Source organism: Micromonospora sp. NPDC049044 (genome assembly GCF_040649215.1).
Classification (GTDB): domain Bacteria; phylum Actinomycetota; class Actinomycetes; order Mycobacteriales; family Micromonosporaceae; genus Micromonospora.
Genome location: NZ_JBEZFA010000006.1, coordinates 46,308 through 62,100, shown reverse-complemented (window position 1 = coordinate 62,100; position 15,793 = coordinate 46,308). Strand labels below are relative to the sequence as shown.

The window sequence follows — 15,793 nt, the reverse complement described above, 5'->3', positions numbered from 1 at the left end:
CCGCCTGCCGGTACGCCGGTCACTGCTGCTCTCCCTTCGGGGCGAGCACGGCGGTGGCTCGACGTTTGGCGGCGCGGGCGCCCCGCTTGGCCAGTCGGGCCGGGGTGATGGCGAGCCGGCCCACCCGGTAGCTGATCGAGCCGCTGAGCAGGCCGATCGTCGTCTCGGCCCGACGCAGGGCCCGTTCCCGGGAGGTGAGCAGCTCCTCGGTCCACGCGGTGAGCGCCGCCAGCCGGGCGAGTTCCTCGCGTTGGCGCAGCCACGCCTCGTGCAGCTGTTGGTAGCTGCGCGCGCCGACCGGCGGGTCGGTGGGTGCGACGGCGTGCAGCTCGGTGGCGAGGTTGAGCCGGCCGTCGGGGTCCAGTCCGTGCAGCGCCGCGTCGATTGCCGCCTCGGCCTCCACCGCCTCGCCAACTGTCGCGCGGTCCAGGTCGTGGCCGGCAAGGCCGCCGAGCACCACGGTCAGGCCGGCCACGTCGAGGGTGGACGACCAGGGGTGGGCGTACCCGCCGGTGAGCAGGCCCGCCGCGAAGCGCCACAGCCCGCGGGCCAGCACCACGTCGGCGGGTAGCGCCTCGGTGGCCCGCCAGCTCGGGTCGAGCACCGCGTACCGCTCGTCGTCGACGACCACGTTGTCGGTGCCGGCCAGCGCCGCCGCGCCGGCGATCCGCGAGTCGGCGTCGGTCTGGTCGGCGAGCCAGCCCGCGTAGCCGTGCAGCAGCGCGCGCAGGGCGGTCAGGTCGCGGCGCACTGCCGCGTCGAGCAGCAGGGTCCGCAACAGCCGGCCGGCCGGCACCGGCCCGGACAACGCGTCAGCGTCCCGGTAGGCGGCCTCGCGGCTGGCGAACGGCGCGGCGGCCGGCGGCTGCGTGCCGGTGGTCTGGACGCGTCCCCACCGCAGTCCCGACGGCCCGTGCAGCACCTCCAGCACGCCGATCCCGGTCTGCGCCAGCACCACCGGCAGATCCGCGCCGTCGGCCGGCGTGCTGGGATCAGCCGGGTCGGCGGGCCGGTGAGCGAGCACCAGCCAACCCGGCGCGAGGTCCGCGGCGCGGCCGGCGTGCAGCGCGTCCACCGCCAGCCGGGACGGGTCCTGGAGCACCGTGTCGCCGGTGCAGCCGCCGGCGCACGCGCCGTGCAGCAGCGCGTCGAAGAGGCCCGAGCCGGTGTCCCGGTCGAGGTGGTCGGCGTCGAGCAGCGCCGTCGGGGTGCCGGCGTCGGGGTACGCAGCCCAGCACGTACCCGGTCGCAGTCCCGCCGCGGTGAGCCGCTCGTGGAGCTGGTCCCGGTTGGCCGGGTGGGTCCGGTCGAGGACCCCGCCGATCGTCCACGCGGAATCCTCCCGGTCGGCGTACCAGGGGGTGGTGGCGACCAGCCGGTGCAGGCCGAGCGGGTTGTCCACGCGTAGCACCAGCGCGCCGCCCGGTCGCACCGCGGCGACCAGTCGGGCCAGCACGCCGTCCCAACCGAGGCGGGTGCCCTCCACCGACTCCACCGGGTCCAGGCCGGCGGGGGCGATCACCACGTCGTACGTCTCGTCGTCGGGCAACCCGGCCGGACCACCCACCACCAGGTGGGCGGCCCGCTGGGCGAGCGCGACCGCGTCCGGGTGGCTGCGCAGCAGGCAGGTCACCTCGGCGTGGCCGAGCTGGTCGAGCAGGGCCGGGTCGTGGGGCCCGGCCACCAGCACCCGGGCGCCGGGCGGCACGAGTCGGGCGGCCAGCGCGGCCAGGGGCCCGCCGTCGGCCAGGCGCTGCTGCGGCAGGTCCGACCAGGCCAGCATCTCGCCGCCGGGCAGCGTGATCCGGCCGGCGGGTGCCGTCTCAGTCGTCACTGTGGTCCTCTTCCTCCTGGAGGTTCGCCCAACCGAGCAGCTCCCGCAGCTCCGCCGGCGTGCAGCGGTGGTCGGTGCCCAACTCGGCGCGGGCGATCTCGACAGCGGTGGGCAGGTCGACCTCGGCGCCGTGCAACTGCGGCCACTGCCGCCGGATGCGGGCCGTCCCGCCGAACGTCGGGTCCTCATTGGACAGGATCATCGGGTCGCCGTAGACCGCCGGTTCGCAGCCGGCCGCGATGCCGTAGAAGATCGCACTGGTCAGCCGGTTGGATGCTACCCGGCGGTGTCGACGCAGCTCGGTGAGCTGCTTGTCGAGGAAATCCGGGTCGGTGTCCTTCCACCAGTGCCCCCGGTAGCCGTGGCAGATCACCCGGAAGCCGGCGCGCTCGTAGAGCCGGCGGACGCTGCGCATCCGGTACTCGTGCCAGTACAGGCAGACGGTGACCGGGCCGGGCTCGGTGTCCCGGATCAGGGCGATCAACTTCCGGTGGTCGCCCTTGACGTGCTGGCCCTCCCAGCCGTGGAACGGGTACCAGATGGTGCCCACCCGCTCGTCGGCCGGTGGCTCGTCGGGGCGCATGGCCAGCAGGTATATGAACGGGGCGCCGATGACCACCACGTTGCGCCGCCCCACCGACCAGGCCCGCCGGCGGGTCTGTTCGGACCAGAGCAGGCTCGGGGCGCGCTCGGCGTACGGGTGACCCGGGGCCAGGCCGTCGCCGATGTTCCAGCCGTGCTGCACGTACCCGTTGATCCGCGGTGGGTGCCGGTCACCGAGACCGGCGTAGCGGGCCAGCACGTGCGCGTGGCCGTAGAAGTGGTTGGCGTGGTGCATCAGGTTCCCATCAGGCGGCGGTACGCACCGAGCCGACCCGCAGGGCCGCGGTCAGCGCGTCGATGACGCGATCCTGCTCGGCGTCGCTGAGCCCCGGGTAGAGCGGCAGTGACAGCTGCTGGGAGTAGAACGACTCGGCCACCGGGCAGGACCCGCGCCGGTAGCCGAGGTCGGCGAAGGCCGGGTGCCAGTGCACCGGGATGTAGTTGACCTGGACGCCGATGCCGGCGGCGCGCATCCGGTCGTACACCTCGCGGCGTCGCCCGTCGAGGACCCGGATCGGGTAGAGGTGCCAGGCCGGGTCGGCCCACGACCTGCGGTGCGGTCGGAGTACCCCGTCCAGGTCGGCGAGTGCCTCGTCGTAGCGGGCGACCAGGGCGGCGCGGCGGGCCTTGAACTCGTCGAGCCGGCGCAGCTGGCTGCGGCCCAGGGCGCAGAGCACGTCCGGCAGCCGGTAGTTCAGCCCGAACTCGTGCACCTCCTGGTGCCAGCCGCCCTCGTCATTCAGGCGCAGCTCGTCGCGTTCGCGGACCATCCCGACGCCGCGGAAGCGCCGGGCCCGCTTGAGCAGCCGCGGGTCGAGCGCGGCGACGGCGCCACCCTCGGCGGTGGTCAGGTTCTTGGTGGGGAAGAACGAGAACGTGGTCAGGTCGGCGAGTGAGCCGACCGGCCGACCGTGGTACGTCCCGCCGATCGAGTGCGCCGCGTCGGCGAGGAGCAACGCGTCGCTGCCCGCTACCGACTCGCGCAGCGCGTCGTAGTCGGCGGGGTGGCCGGCGTAGTCGACGGCGGCGACGACCCTGGTCCGTGCGGTGACCGCGGCGGCGGCGGCAGCCGGGTCGAGGCAGAACGTCTCGTCGTCGACGTCGGCGAACACGATCTTCGCGCCGAGGGCGACGGCGCTGCTGGCGGTCGCCACGAAGGTCATCGGCGGGACGACCACCTCGTCGCCGGGGCCCACCCCGGCCGCCGCGTACGCCACGTGCAGCGCGGCGGTGCCGTTGGAGACGGCGGCGACGCCGACCCCACCGGTCCAGACCGCGAGGTCGGCCTCGAAGGCGTCGACCTGTGGGCCCGTGGTGAGCCAGTCGCCGCGCAGCACACCGGCCACGGCGGCGACGTCGTCCTCGGTGATCGAGTGCCGGCCGTACGGGAGCATTCCCGTCATGCGGTGCGGCCGAGCATGTCGCGCAGCTGCTCGACGGTGAGCCACTCGTCGTTGGTGTCCGACTGGTAGGCGAAGCCGTCCGGCACCGGATCGCAGTCGACCGGCGGCTGGTAGCCCCAGGTGGCGATCGTCGGCTGGACGATGAACCGGCCGTCGGCGCGCAGCGTCCGGCGGCTGTCGTCGGGCGCGATCATTTCCTCGTGCAGCTTCTCGCCCGGACGGATCCCGATCTCGTGGGTGGTGGCGTCCGGGGCCACGGCCTCGACCAGGTCGAGGATGCGCATGCTCGGGATGCGGGGCACGAACAACTCGCCGCCCTGCATCTGGTCGAACGAGTCCATGACGAACCGCACGGCCTGGTCGAGCGTGATCCAGAAGCGGGTCATCCGCTTGTCGGTGATCGGCAGGCTCTTGCCCTCCGCGGCCAGCCGGCGAAACAGCGGGACGACCGAGCCGCGGCTGCCCACCACGTTGCCGTACCGCACCACGGCGAACCGGGTCGGGTGCTGGGCGGCGTAGTGGTTGGCCGAGACGAACAGCTTGTCGCCGACCAGCTTCGTGGCGCCGTACAGGTTGATCGGGCTGGACGCCTTGTCGGTGGAGAGCGCGATGACCTTCTTGACGCCGGCCTCGATCGCGGCGTCGACGACGTGCTGGGAGCCGGTGATGTTGGTGGCGATGTACTCGGAGGGGTTGTACTCCGCGGTGTCCACCTGCTTGAGCGCGGCGGCGTGCACCACGTGGTCCACCCCGTGCATGGCCCGGGTGAGCCGGTGCCGGTCCCGGATGTCGCCGATGAACCACCGCAGCCGCGGGTCGTCGCCGAGCTGCTGACGCAACTCGTACTGCTTGAGCTCGTCGCGGGAGAAGACCACCACCCGGGCCGGGTCGGCCTCGGTGAGAATGTGCTTGAGGAACGTCCTGCCGAAGGAACCCGTTCCCCCGGTGATCAGAATGGACGATCCATTCAACTCACTCAATTTGGTGCTCCCGTGGTCGTGGATGAACGGGCGGCCCTCGGCCGGCCGACCGGGGTGAGACGCTAGCCATGGCGGGTTAACTCCCCGACGCTCACGGGTTAACCACGACCCCTGCTCGTGTGAATGCCGAACACCGCGTAGGCAAACACTTCCGGCCCGCCCGCAACCGGCCTGACCTGGCCGGATCGGGCCGCTACAGTGACCGCGCGAGTGACCCGGCAGCCCTGTCCGCGGCCGGCTCCGCGTTCACCCGACATCCGCATCGGCTCGGTGCGAGCGGGTCACCCCACACGTCACCGGCGCGGGCCGAAGGCCCGGCCGGTCGATGCCGAGACCGGTCCGGCCGGCAGTTCTGGAGGCGTTCATGGCATCCGCTAGCGACGTGATCGAACGGCCCGCCGCACGGGCGCGCACACCGGACCCCGCGCCCGCGCGGCGCTGGCTGGTGCCGCTGCTGCTGGTCGTCGGTTGGGTGCTCAGCGTCGCCTGGCGGATGTGGTTGTCCCGGCACATCGTGCTGCCGATCGCGCACACCGACGAGGACAGCTACCTCAACACCGCCCGTGCGCTGGCCGGCGGGCCGGGCGGGTTCAGCAGCGAGAACGACCTGCTGCGCCGGGTCGGGTACCCGATGCTGATCTCGCCGGCGTTCCTCGGGGACCGGGATTTCACCGACGCCTACCGGATCGTCCAACTGATCAACGCGATGGCGAACTCGACGCTGCTGCCGTTGGCGTACCTGCTCGCCCGCCGTCTGCTCCGGCTGCCCCGGCCGTACGCGCTGCTCGGCGCCCTCGCGGCGGCGACCCTGCCAGCCACCGCCTTCTACGCCGGCATCGCCATGATCGACACGGTGATGGCGCCGCTTGTCGTCGGCTGGCTGCTCGCCGTGCACCGCTGGATCGAGCGGCCCGGACCGCGCGCCGCCGCCACCGTCGGCCTGCTGGTCGGCGGGTTCCACCTGCTGCACTCGCGCGGCCTGGTGATCGTGGCGGTGCACGCCGGGTTGGTAGTGCTGCTGTTCGTCCGCCGCCGGATCAGCCCGCCCACTGTGCTCGCCGCGCTGCTGCCGGTGCTCGCCATGGCGCTCGTCAACGCCGCCGTCATCCGCTACCTCGGCGACAAGGTCTACCTGCTCGGCAGCACGCCGGGCGGCGGCACCGTCGACGCGGTCGCCTCCGTCCAGGGGGTGGTCCGCGTCGGCGCGGGCGTCACCACCCAACTCTGGTACCTCGTGGTGATCACCTTCGGGATGGCGGGAGTGGCCTGGGCCGCCGCCGTGCGCGAACTCTGGCGTCCCCGGCACGGCGACGCCGCCCGCTGGACGATGGGCGTGGCGCTTGTGGTGACCGTCGGGGTGGCCGGCGGGGCGTCGGTGATCCTGGCCGGCATCACCGGCAAGCCGCTGGACGCGATCTACGGACGCTACGTGCAGATGTTGGCACCGTTCTGGCTGCTGGTCGGGCTCGGGGTGCTGCTCACCGCCGGCCACCGGGTGGTGCTGCGCCGGGCGGCCGTCGCGGTGGCCCTGCTGGTCGGCGGCGGTGCGCTGATCGCCGTCCGACTCGCGTACGTGGCCAGCCAGGGCCACCGGTTGCGCTACGGCGGTTTCAGCGCCCCGGACCTGGCGGCGTTGACCGGGGGCTGGCGCGAGATGCGGCCGGTGCTCGGATCACTCGTCGGGATCGGCGGCTGCCTGCTGCTCGTCGCCGCAGTGCTGCTGCCCCGACTGCGGTTGCCGATGCTCGGCGTCCTCGTCGTGGCCAACCTCGTCACCATGCAGGTGATCGAGCAGCGCATCGTGCGGCCAGCCGTCGCGAGGACGTCGCCGACGCCCCGGGTCGCCGACATCGGGGTACGCCCCGGCGAGCGGGTCTGGGCCTCGACCGGCGTGCACTACGTCATGCGGTTCAACCTGAGCCACCAGGTGAACTGGACCGACGTCCGCTGGTTCGACGAGCAGCCGCCGGCCGCGGCCCAGGTGGTGTTCGCCAGCTGGGCGCCCGGCCAGCCGGACGACTGGGACGGCACCGCCTACGGGTTCGTCCGGCTCGGCGGCAACCCGGTGCAGCACTGGGCGGCGTGGCGGCGGGCCTGACCCCGGTGGACATCCGCTGTTTCGTGAACGGCGGATGTCCACCGGGAACACCATCGGTTAATGATTCAGGTCCATTATCCGAATGGGTCCGACAATCAACGCTGGCGGCGGTCGGCGCGAGCCAGGGAAATCGGGATGACGGTGATTTCCCGGCCGCCGGACAGCTCCTGTCGCGGGGCGCCCTCGACGAATCGGAACCGCCGGTTCATCTGTCGTACGACGGTATTGTGACCGAGTACCTCGCCGTCGAGTCGATCCAGGTGCAGCCCGTCGAACGCGTACTCGACTGCCTCCCGCATGACCCCCAGCCAGGCGGGCAGCGTCTCGTCTCGTCCAGCCAGCCCGTCGGCGTCCAGATAGAAGCCCCACGCCCCCGTGCGGGGACCGTCGAACCGCAGGTCGAAGAAGGTGACCACGCCGCAGGGCCGATCGTCGCGGACGTACACCAGCACCCGCCGGGACGGGTCGTCGCGGACCGCCGACCACCACCGGGCGTGCTCGTCGGCGGTGATTTCGTGGCTGGTCTTGCTGACCTGACGGTTGGTTTCCTGATTACGCCAGGACAACATCAGGTGAACGTCGTCCACGGTCGCTTCGCGCAGCACGGGCGTCTCGCTTTCTTTGCTGTTCACGTCCGGTCGGAGCACCTTACCCGGGCGTACCGGCAAAGCAGATATGCATTCGTTGGGTTGTAGACTGCGGCGCATGGACGAATTGAGTCGCGCGCAGATCCGCGACCTCATGGCTCAGGTGTTGAAGAACCAGGACAAGGAGCTGCCCGCGGACGACGCGGCGCAGTTGCGGGAGATCGGGTTCCGGTCGCTCGACTTCTCCGAGCTGGCCCTGCGGGTGGAGGACGAGACGGGCGAGGAGCTCAACTTCGACGCCCCCGGCCTGCGTCGCATCGCCACCGTCGGCGACGTCCTCGACTTCCTCGTCGAGCTTCAGCACCAGTGACCGTCGCGACGGCACACGATCACGCACCCGTACCCCGGGAGCCGGCCGGCGTCGACAACCGGATCGTCGTCGGCGGCGCCGCGCTGACCTGGCGGGCGCTGCCGACGCCGACGCTGCCCGACCCGGCCGCGGTGCTCGCCCACCGCGGTGTGCACGCGCTCGCCGCCGCTCGGCAGCACGCCGTGCACGGCACCGAACTGTTGCTCAGCACCGCGGGTCGGGTCGACGCGGCGATGCGGACGGAGTTGCAGGCGGCCGGGTTCACCGTCAGCGTCCTCGACGACGACGGCGTGCACCCGAGCGGCCCGGCCCGGCCCCGAGCCGCCGAGCCCGGCCGGCTGTGGCTGCTGACCTCGGGCTCGACGGGGCGCCCCAAACGGGTCGGGCACACCCTCGACACGCTCACCACGGTGCGGGCCGAGCAGCCCGACCGGACCTGGCTCTGCCCGTACGCGCCCGGCACGTACGCCTGGTGGCAGGTGGTCACCCTGTCGCTCACCCAACCCGGCCAGCACCTCGTGGTGGTCGAGCCCGACGAGCTTGACGACTGGCCGACCATCGCCGCCGCGCACGGGGTCGACGCGGCCTCCGGCACCCCGACCTTCTGGCGACGTACCCTCTACCGCGATGCCGCCGCGCTGGCCCGGGTGCCCCTGCGCCAGCTCACCCTCGGCGGGGAGCCGGTGGACCAGGCGATCCTGGACCAGCTCCGCGCGGTGTTCCCCACCGCCCGGATCTCCTGGATCTACGCCTCGTCCGAGGTGGGGGCGTCCATCGTGGTGCACGACGGGCGGGCCGGCTTCCCGGTCGACTGGCTGGACCGGCAAACTCCGGGTCGGCCGACGCTCTCCGTGCGCGACGACGAACTGGTGGTCAGCTCCCCGCACCACGGGGTCGGGTTGTCCGGCCCGATCCACACCGGAGACCGGGTGCAGATCCTCGACGACCGGGTGCTGATCACCGGCCGGCTCGACTCCGACGAGATCAACGTGGGTGGCAGCAAGGTCTCCGCCGGGGTGGTCCGCGGTGTGCTGGCCGCGCATCCGGCGGTGGCCTGGGCCCGGGTGACCGGCCGCCGTGCCCCGGTGCTCGGCCGGATGGTGGTCGCCGAGGTGGTCCACACCCCCACCGCGCACCCGGATGTCGACGAGGCCGCGCTGGTGCGCTGGTGCGCCGACCGGCTCCCCGAGCACGCGGTGCCCCGCCGGATCCGCGTGCTTGCCGACATTCCCGTCAAGGAGACCCTGAAGAGCGATGTCTGAACCCGTCGTCACCCCGCTCGTACCGCCCAGCACCGTGGTCCTCGTCTCCGGCGGCTCCCGGGGGTTGGGTCTGGCCGTCGTCACCGACCTGCTCGACGCGGGCGTCCGGGTGGCCGCGTTCGCCCGCACCGTCACGCCGGAGCTGGACAAACTCGCCGCCGAGCACCCCGACCGGGTGCACGTCGGCTCGGTGGACGTCACCGATCTGCGGGCCGCGCAGAGCTTCGTCCGCGAGGTGGAGCAACGCCTCGGCCCGATCGACGGCATCGTCAACAGCGCCGCCGTCGGGCAGGACTCGCTGCACGTGCACACCACCACCGACGACATCGCCCGGATCATCGAGACCAACCTGACCGCCCCGTTACAGCTGACCCGGCTGGTGGTCCGCCGGATGCTCGGCAAGGGCATGCGCGGGCGGATCGTCAACATCACCTCGATCTGCGGGCAGCGAGGTTTCCCGGGTCTGGTCGCGTACTCCGCCACCAAGGGCGGCATGGACGCCGCCACCCGCTCGCTCGCCCGGGAGTTGGGCGGCCGGATGCTCGTCAACTCGGTCGCCCCCGGCTTCTTCGCCTCGGAGATGTCCGCCGTGCTCGGCCCGACCCAACTGGACCAGATCGTGCGCCGCACGCCGACCGGTCACCTGACCGAGCCGGCGGAGGTCACGCCGGTGGTGCGGATGCTGCTGCGGGAGCACACCAACATCAACGGCCAGGTGATCGTGGTGGACGGTGCCGCCGCCATCTGAGCCGGCCCGGCTGGTCCGGCCCCGCCCGGTGCCGGTGCTGCTCGCCGCCGCCGAGCAGCACCTGCGGATCGGCGTACCCGCCGACCTGACCGACGCGGTGACCCGCAGCCACCTCGACGACGGCCGCTGCGTCGGCTGGTACGGACCGACGACGCCCGGGTGGCGGGTGGCGATCGACGCGGAACGCGCGAGCGCCCCGGTGCCTCCGGCACTGGCCCGCCGGTTCGGGGTGGACGACTTCTGGGCGCGGTGGACCCGCGCCGAGTGCTGCTGCAAGCTCGCCGACGTGCCGGTGGCGGCCTGGTGGCGTCGCCACGGCCTGAGCACGCCATCCGACGGATTGGCGCTCTGGCGCACCCTGCGGGTGGCCGACCTGGTGGTCACCGTCGGCGTCGCCCCCGCGCCCAGCGCTGTCTGCGCGCCCCGGCGGTGCCGCCACGCCCGGCTTCGTGCCGGCGCGGAGCGTGCGGGCCGCGGCTGAGCGCGGCTCGCTGTCCGCGGCGTCCAGTTGGGCTGCCTTGTGACAGCGGCACCCGCGCACCGTCGGAACGCGGAGCCGGAGGTGTGCCGCGACGGAGACCGGCCCTCGCATCAACTTCACCCGGGATGGCCAGGAGTTGTTTATCCACCCGTTGGTGGGTAGCGGTCTCGGCGGCCTACTCAGATGGCGCGAACTGCGACGGAGGCAGTGGCCATAGTTCGCCGGATGTCTATGTTCGAATGACTGTGGGGCGACCTCAGCGGAGTTCGCCCTTGGTCAGTCGGTGCCGGGCGGGTAGCTGTCCTGTGTCGGGCGCTGCGACGGCCGCGGGCTGGTTGGCGTGGACACGGGGGAGGTCCGGCGCGGTGGCTGAGTTTCCGGGGCATTTGTTCAAAATGGATGGTGATCCGTCGGCGATTCGGTCGTCGGCGGGGCGGTGGTCTGGTTTTGGTTCGGCGGCGTCACAGGCGGCGGCGCAGATCACGGGTTTGGATACGAGTCAGTTCGTGGGTCCGGAGGCGGATCTGTTCCGGGAGGGCCTGAATGCCCAGATGCCGGGGCATTTGCGGGTGACCGGTGATGCGTTCGGCAAGGTGTCGGCGGGGTTGGTGGTGTTCGCGGGTTCGTTGTCGTCGTTGCAGGATCGGATGCGTCCGGTGGCGCAGCGTGCGCCGGGTTTGTGGGCGGCGTTGCAGGCCGCGCGGGGGCGTTCGGATCGGGCGGCGCAGGCGGATGAGCGGCACGAGCGGGAGGTCGCGGATCGGCCGCCGGAGGCGGCGGCGGAGCCGGACACGTATCGGTCGGATGCGGGGGCGGCGGGTGCGGCGTTGTCGCAGGCGCAGCGGGACTGGGACGAGTGCGTGGCCCAGGCGGGTGCGTTGCGGGGTGAGTTGGCCACGGCGGTGCGCGATTGCGTGCGGGTGGTTACTGACGCGAAGGGGTTGCGGTTCAAGGAGAATCCGAAGTGGTGGGACTTGAAGGGGCAGTTCACCAACTTCGTGCGGGACAATCAGGAGTTGTTGGCGCAACTGTCCAGCGCCTTGAAGATCGTCTCCCTGGTCGCGGGTCTGTTGTCGTTCATCCCGATCCTCGCGCCGATCATGGCACCGATCGCGATCGGCACCGCTCTGCTCGCCTCCGCGATCGACCTCTCGATCTACGCCGCCACCGGTAAGGGCAGCCTGAAGACGATCCTGATCGACATCGGGCTGAATCTGTTACCCGGGGTGGGTAAGTTGGCTCGGCTCGGGGCGGGCGCGCTGAAGGGCACCCGCGTTGCGCAGGCCTTCTCCTCGGTGGCCGCCCGGGGTCGCAACATGGGCTCGGTGGCCCGTTGGGGTCTGGCGAGTCCGCGGGCCAACGGCATTGAGGCGATCAAGCGGTTGGCTCGGCTGGATCCGATCGACGTCGCCTGCGGCGACATGGTCCTCACCCAGACCGACGTGGAGTTGCCGGGGGCGTTGCCGCTGCTGCTGTCGCGCACGCACCTGTCGTCGTACCGGTTGGGGAGCTGGTTCGGCCGGTCCTGGGCCTCCACCCTGGATCAGCGCATCGAGGTCGACGAGACCGGGGTCTACCTGGCGACCGCCGACGGCATGACGTTGATCTACCCGACCGGGGCGGACGGTCGTCCCGACCGGTTGCCGACCGAGGGGCCGCGCTGGCCGTTGGCGCAGGATCCGGCGGCCGGCACCTACCTGGTCACCGATGCGGTGCGGGGCTGGACGTGGCACTTCGGGCCGGTGCCGGGCAGCGTGGCGGGTCAGCTTCCGCTTGTCGCGGTGACCGACCGTAACGGTCACCGGGTTGATGTGCGCCACGACGACAGCGGTGCGCCGGTCGAGGTGGTGCACTCCGGTGGCTACCGGGTCCGGGTGCGTACCGAGGAGAACCGGATCGTCGGGTTCGACCTCGCCGGGGACGACGACACCGACACCGAGTTGGTTCGTTTCGGCTACGACGAGGCCGGTGACCTCACCGCTGTCGTCAACTCGTCGGGGTTGCCGCTGCGCTTCGACTACGACATCGACGGGCGGGTCACCCAGTGGGTGGACCGCAACGGCACCGAGTACCGCTACACCTACGACGAGAACGGCCGCTGCGTCGCCACCACCGGCACCGGCGGCTACCTGACCGGCCTGCTGCGCTACGACAGCGACGCCCGCGTCACCACGGTCGTCGACTCCCTCGGCCACGCCACCGTCTACCAGCTCAACGACCTGCGGCAGGCCGAACAGGTCACCGACCCGCTGGGCAACGTCACCACCACCGTCTGGGACCGGTTCGATCGCAAGCTGACCGAGACCGATGCTCTCGGGCGGACGACTCGTTGGTCCTACGATGACGACGGCAACCTGGTCGAGTTCGTCCGTCCGGACGGCAGCCGGGCGACCGCCATCTACAACGAGCTGCACCAGCCGGTCGTCGTGACCGGTGCCGACGGTGCCGTCTGGCGGCGCGAGTACGACGAACGCGGCAACCTGACAATGGTCACCGACCCGACCGGCGCCACCACCCACCACCGGTACGACGAGGCGGGGCGACTCACCGAGGTGATCGACGCGCTCGGCAACGCTTCGCTGGTGACCACCGACGCAGCCGGGCTGATCACCCAGCTCACCGAGGCCACCGGCGCGGTGACGACCTACCGGCGCGATCGGGCGGGTCGGATCACCGAGGTGGTCGACCCGGTCGGTGGCACCACTCGTCTCGGCTGGACCGTCGAGGGTCGGCTCGCCTGGCGGCGGAGCCCGGACGGGGCGAGCGAGGAATGGACCTACGACCCGGAAGGCAACCTGGTCACCCACACCGACCAGACCGGGGCGACCACCGAGTTCGACATTGGCCACTTCGACCTGCCAGTGGCACTCACCGGACCCGACGGCGCACGACTGGCCTTCGCCTACGACACCGAGTTGCGGCTGACCACGGTCACCAACCCGCAGGGACTCGTCTGGCGCTACGACTTCGACCCGGCCGGGCGGCTGGTCACCGAAATTGACTTCAACGGCCGGACACAGACCTACACGTACGACGCCGCCGGCCAGGTCGTCGCCCGCACCAACGGCGCCGGGCAGAGCATCGAGCTGGTCCGCGACGTGCTGGGCAACGTCGTGGAGAAGCGCACCGCCGAGGGCGTCACCACCTACGGGTACGACCCGGCCGGCCGGCTGCTGCACGCCACCACACCCGAGGTCGACCTCCGCTTCGACCGCGATCCACTCGGTCGGGTGCTGGCCGAGACCCGCGACGGTCAGGTGGTCTCCTCGTCCTACGACCTGCTCGGCCGACGGGCCCAGCGGCGTACCCCGGCGGGGGTCGACAGCGTCTGGGAGTACGACGCCGGGCACCGGCCCGTGGCGCTGCACACCGGCGGCGCGACGGTCAGCTTCACCCACGACGCGGCCGGTCGGGAGACCCGGCGTGCGGTCGGCAGCCTCGCCCTGACCCAGAGCTGGGACGCCAACCACCGACTGCTCGCCCAGATCCTCACCGCGACCCCTGCTGCCGACGGAGGTGTGCCGGACCTGGTCGCCCACCGGGCCTACCGGTATCGCGCCGACGGTTACCTGACCGACGTCGCCGACCAGCTCACCGGCGAGCGCCGGCTGGAGTTGGACCGCGCCGGCCGGATCACCGCCGTGCGCGCCGGCGACTGGACCGAGCGGTACGCCTACGACGAAGCCGGCAACGTGACAAGCGCCGCGTGGCCCCGCTCGGATGATGACGGCGCCGCTCGGGGTGAGCGGGAGTACACCGGCACACTGATCCTCCGCGCTGGCAACGTGCGCTACGAACATGACGCCGCTGGCCGGGTCACGCTGCGGCAGCGCAAGGAGCGCTCGACCAAGCCGTCGACCTGGCGCTACACCTGGGACAGCGAGGACCGGCTGATCGCCGTCACCACCCCGGACGGCACCCGGTGGAGCTACCGCTACGACGCCCTCGGCCGCCGGACCGCCAAGCAGCGCCTCGACGCCGACGGTGGCGTGGTCGAGCAGGTCGACTTCGCCTGGGACGGCCCGCGCCTGATCGAGCAGACCCGTCGCGGCGACGACGGCGCCACGACCAGCACCTGGGAGTACGCCCCCGACACGTTCACCCCGATCAGCCAGACCGACGGCCGCGCCGACCAGGACGAGATGGACCGCCGCTTCTACGCGATCGTGACCGACCTGGTCGGCGCCCCCACCGAGTTGGTCGACCCAACTGGAGGCGTTGTCTGGCAGCAGCGCACCACCATCTGGGGCATCCCGACCCACGTCAGCACCGTGGGCGCGGACTGCCCGCTTCGCTTTCCGGGCCAGATCCACGATCCGGAGACCGGCGCCTCGCACAACTACCACCGTTACTACGACCCCAACACCGCCCGCTACGCCTCGTCGGACCCATTCGGGCTTGAGGCGGGCTCGAATCCTCACCTATATGTTCTCAACCCGACCTTCGAAGTGGATCCGCTCGGGTTGATCCCCTATCCGGCGATTACGCCGGGGAAGAATTTCAGGCGACACTACCTGAATCATCGGGCGCTGTTGGCTAAGGTTCTTGACAAGACATACCCGAAGGTGAAGGTCGAGGAGCGAGCCGGTGGCCTCGGGCGTGAATTCCTCACTGATTTGGACGAGATGGTGAAGTCTGACCGGTTTAAGCTGGAGGGTTTGGGCCGGCTCCCCCTCGCCGCGGAGGATGCCCACATTTTTAGGGGCGAGGGCCTAACGCTGGTGACCAAAACGGATGGAGAGTTCTGGACGTTGTTGAAGAGTGGGGAACGTATGGACCTTCATATCGAGATGTTGCCATGATTCCTGCGGAGGCGCGTTTGATAGCGGCAACGGAAAAGTTGTTGTCCAGTCTCGCCGGATCGTCCTTGGAGGACGTGCACATTCCTGGTTTCCTGGACCAGGTCGACGGCATCGGGCATTTCGTTCCGCTTGCCCAGCAGGTCTACCTAGTCTTCGGAGATCGACTTCTGCTCCTGGACTCGGCCGAAAGAGGTGGCTTTCTGACTCTGAGGATTGTTACCTCCATCGATGTTCCCGAGGCTCTCCAGGGTGAGGAGGAAAACTTTTCGGTAGGCGCGGTTGGGTCGCTCTTCATGGACAACTCAGGCGCCAACCTTCGACTGGTGAAGGTTCGTTTTGCTTTAGACTCCGATCATGACCCAGGCCTGGAATCCATCTGCGCTGCTGAATTCTGCTTCAGCGGTGGTAACACGTTGTTCGTAGATCCGTTGTGGCATCTGGGTATTCGCCTGGGGGGTGCTGGTGCCTTCGACGAATGGTGGTTGCGGGCAGGCGGCGAGTCTGGCTCAATGGAGGAGTTTTCTTGGGTTCCATCGGCCGGGTAACCGGGGTCTGCCCGGCGCGACCGGCGGGGCAACCGAGGTCTCGGGCCGCGAGCCAACCCATCGATCATCGGGGCCTGCCG

12 protein-coding genes are annotated in these 15,793 nt (G+C 71.0%); 7 read left to right on the top strand and 5 right to left on the bottom strand.

Annotation, left to right across the window (positions count from 1 at the left end; genetic code table 11):
• Positions 1-19 precede the first annotated feature (19 nt).
• From AB0B85_RS06540 to pseB, 4 genes are read right to left on the bottom strand one after another with little or no spacing between them, the layout of a single operon-like run.
• Positions 20-1,834 carry a class I SAM-dependent methyltransferase gene (locus AB0B85_RS06540; protein WP_357404260.1) on the bottom strand — a complete coding sequence of 605 codons (1,815 nt, stop codon included), beginning with the start codon at positions 1,832-1,834 and terminating at the stop codon, positions 20-22.
• Positions 1,824-2,672, bottom strand: coding sequence for a hypothetical protein (locus AB0B85_RS06535; RefSeq protein ID WP_357404258.1), 849 nt, complete (start codon positions 2,670-2,672; stop codon positions 1,824-1,826). The genes AB0B85_RS06540 and AB0B85_RS06535 overlap by 11 nt, the downstream gene beginning before the upstream one ends.
• A 10-nt stretch (positions 2,673-2,682) precedes the next feature.
• Complete coding sequence (locus AB0B85_RS06530; RefSeq protein ID WP_357404528.1) at positions 2,683-3,831, bottom strand: DegT/DnrJ/EryC1/StrS family aminotransferase; 1,149 nt, start codon at positions 3,829-3,831, stop codon at positions 2,683-2,685.
• Between the two features lie 5 nt (positions 3,832-3,836).
• On the bottom strand, positions 3,837-4,820 hold the full coding sequence (gene pseB / locus AB0B85_RS06525; RefSeq protein ID WP_357404256.1) for a UDP-N-acetylglucosamine 4,6-dehydratase (inverting): 984 nt from the start codon (positions 4,818-4,820) through the stop codon (positions 3,837-3,839).
• Positions 4,821-5,184: 364 nt separating this feature from the next.
• On the opposite strand from pseB, the gene AB0B85_RS06520 reads away from it, so the two are divergent.
• Complete coding sequence (locus tag AB0B85_RS06520) at positions 5,185-6,918, top strand: glycosyltransferase family 39 protein (protein ID WP_357404254.1); 1,734 nt, start codon at positions 5,185-5,187, stop codon at positions 6,916-6,918.
• Between the two features lie 95 nt (positions 6,919-7,013).
• On the opposite strand, the gene AB0B85_RS06515 is transcribed toward AB0B85_RS06520, so the two are convergent.
• Positions 7,014-7,550 (bottom strand): GNAT family N-acetyltransferase, encoded by a 537-nt coding sequence (locus AB0B85_RS06515; RefSeq protein WP_357404252.1) that lies wholly within the window; start codon positions 7,548-7,550, stop codon positions 7,014-7,016.
• A gap of 73 nt (positions 7,551-7,623) precedes the next feature.
• Between AB0B85_RS06515 and AB0B85_RS06510 the strand changes: the two genes are divergently transcribed.
• The 6 genes from AB0B85_RS06510 to AB0B85_RS06485 all read left to right on the top strand — a co-directional run bounded on the left by AB0B85_RS06510 (position 7,624) and on the right by AB0B85_RS06485 (position 15,713).
• A complete protein-coding gene (locus AB0B85_RS06510; protein ID WP_357404250.1) occupies positions 7,624-7,875 on the top strand; it encodes an acyl carrier protein in 252 nt (83 codons plus the stop codon).
• Positions 7,872-9,137: an AMP-binding protein gene (locus AB0B85_RS06505; protein WP_357404248.1), complete on the top strand. Its 1,266-nt coding sequence runs from the start codon at positions 7,872-7,874 to the stop codon at positions 9,135-9,137. The genes AB0B85_RS06510 and AB0B85_RS06505 overlap by 4 nt, the downstream gene beginning before the upstream one ends.
• Complete coding sequence (locus AB0B85_RS06500) at positions 9,130-9,885, top strand: SDR family NAD(P)-dependent oxidoreductase (RefSeq protein ID WP_357404246.1); 756 nt, start codon at positions 9,130-9,132, stop codon at positions 9,883-9,885. Before AB0B85_RS06505 ends, AB0B85_RS06500 begins: the two co-directional genes overlap by 8 nt.
• On the top strand, positions 9,869-10,366 hold the full coding sequence (locus tag AB0B85_RS06495) for a hypothetical protein (protein WP_357404244.1): 498 nt from the start codon (positions 9,869-9,871) through the stop codon (positions 10,364-10,366). Before AB0B85_RS06500 ends, AB0B85_RS06495 begins: the two co-directional genes overlap by 17 nt.
• A 125-nt stretch (positions 10,367-10,491) precedes the next feature.
• The gene (locus AB0B85_RS06490; protein WP_357404242.1) at positions 10,492-15,168 is read left to right on the top strand and encodes a DUF6531 domain-containing protein; all 4,677 of its coding nucleotides are present in this window, start codon (positions 10,492-10,494) and stop codon (positions 15,166-15,168) included.
• The gene (locus AB0B85_RS06485; protein ID WP_357404240.1) at positions 15,165-15,713 is read left to right on the top strand and encodes a hypothetical protein; all 549 of its coding nucleotides are present in this window, start codon (positions 15,165-15,167) and stop codon (positions 15,711-15,713) included. Before AB0B85_RS06490 ends, AB0B85_RS06485 begins: the two co-directional genes overlap by 4 nt.
• Positions 15,714-15,793 lie beyond the last annotated feature (80 nt).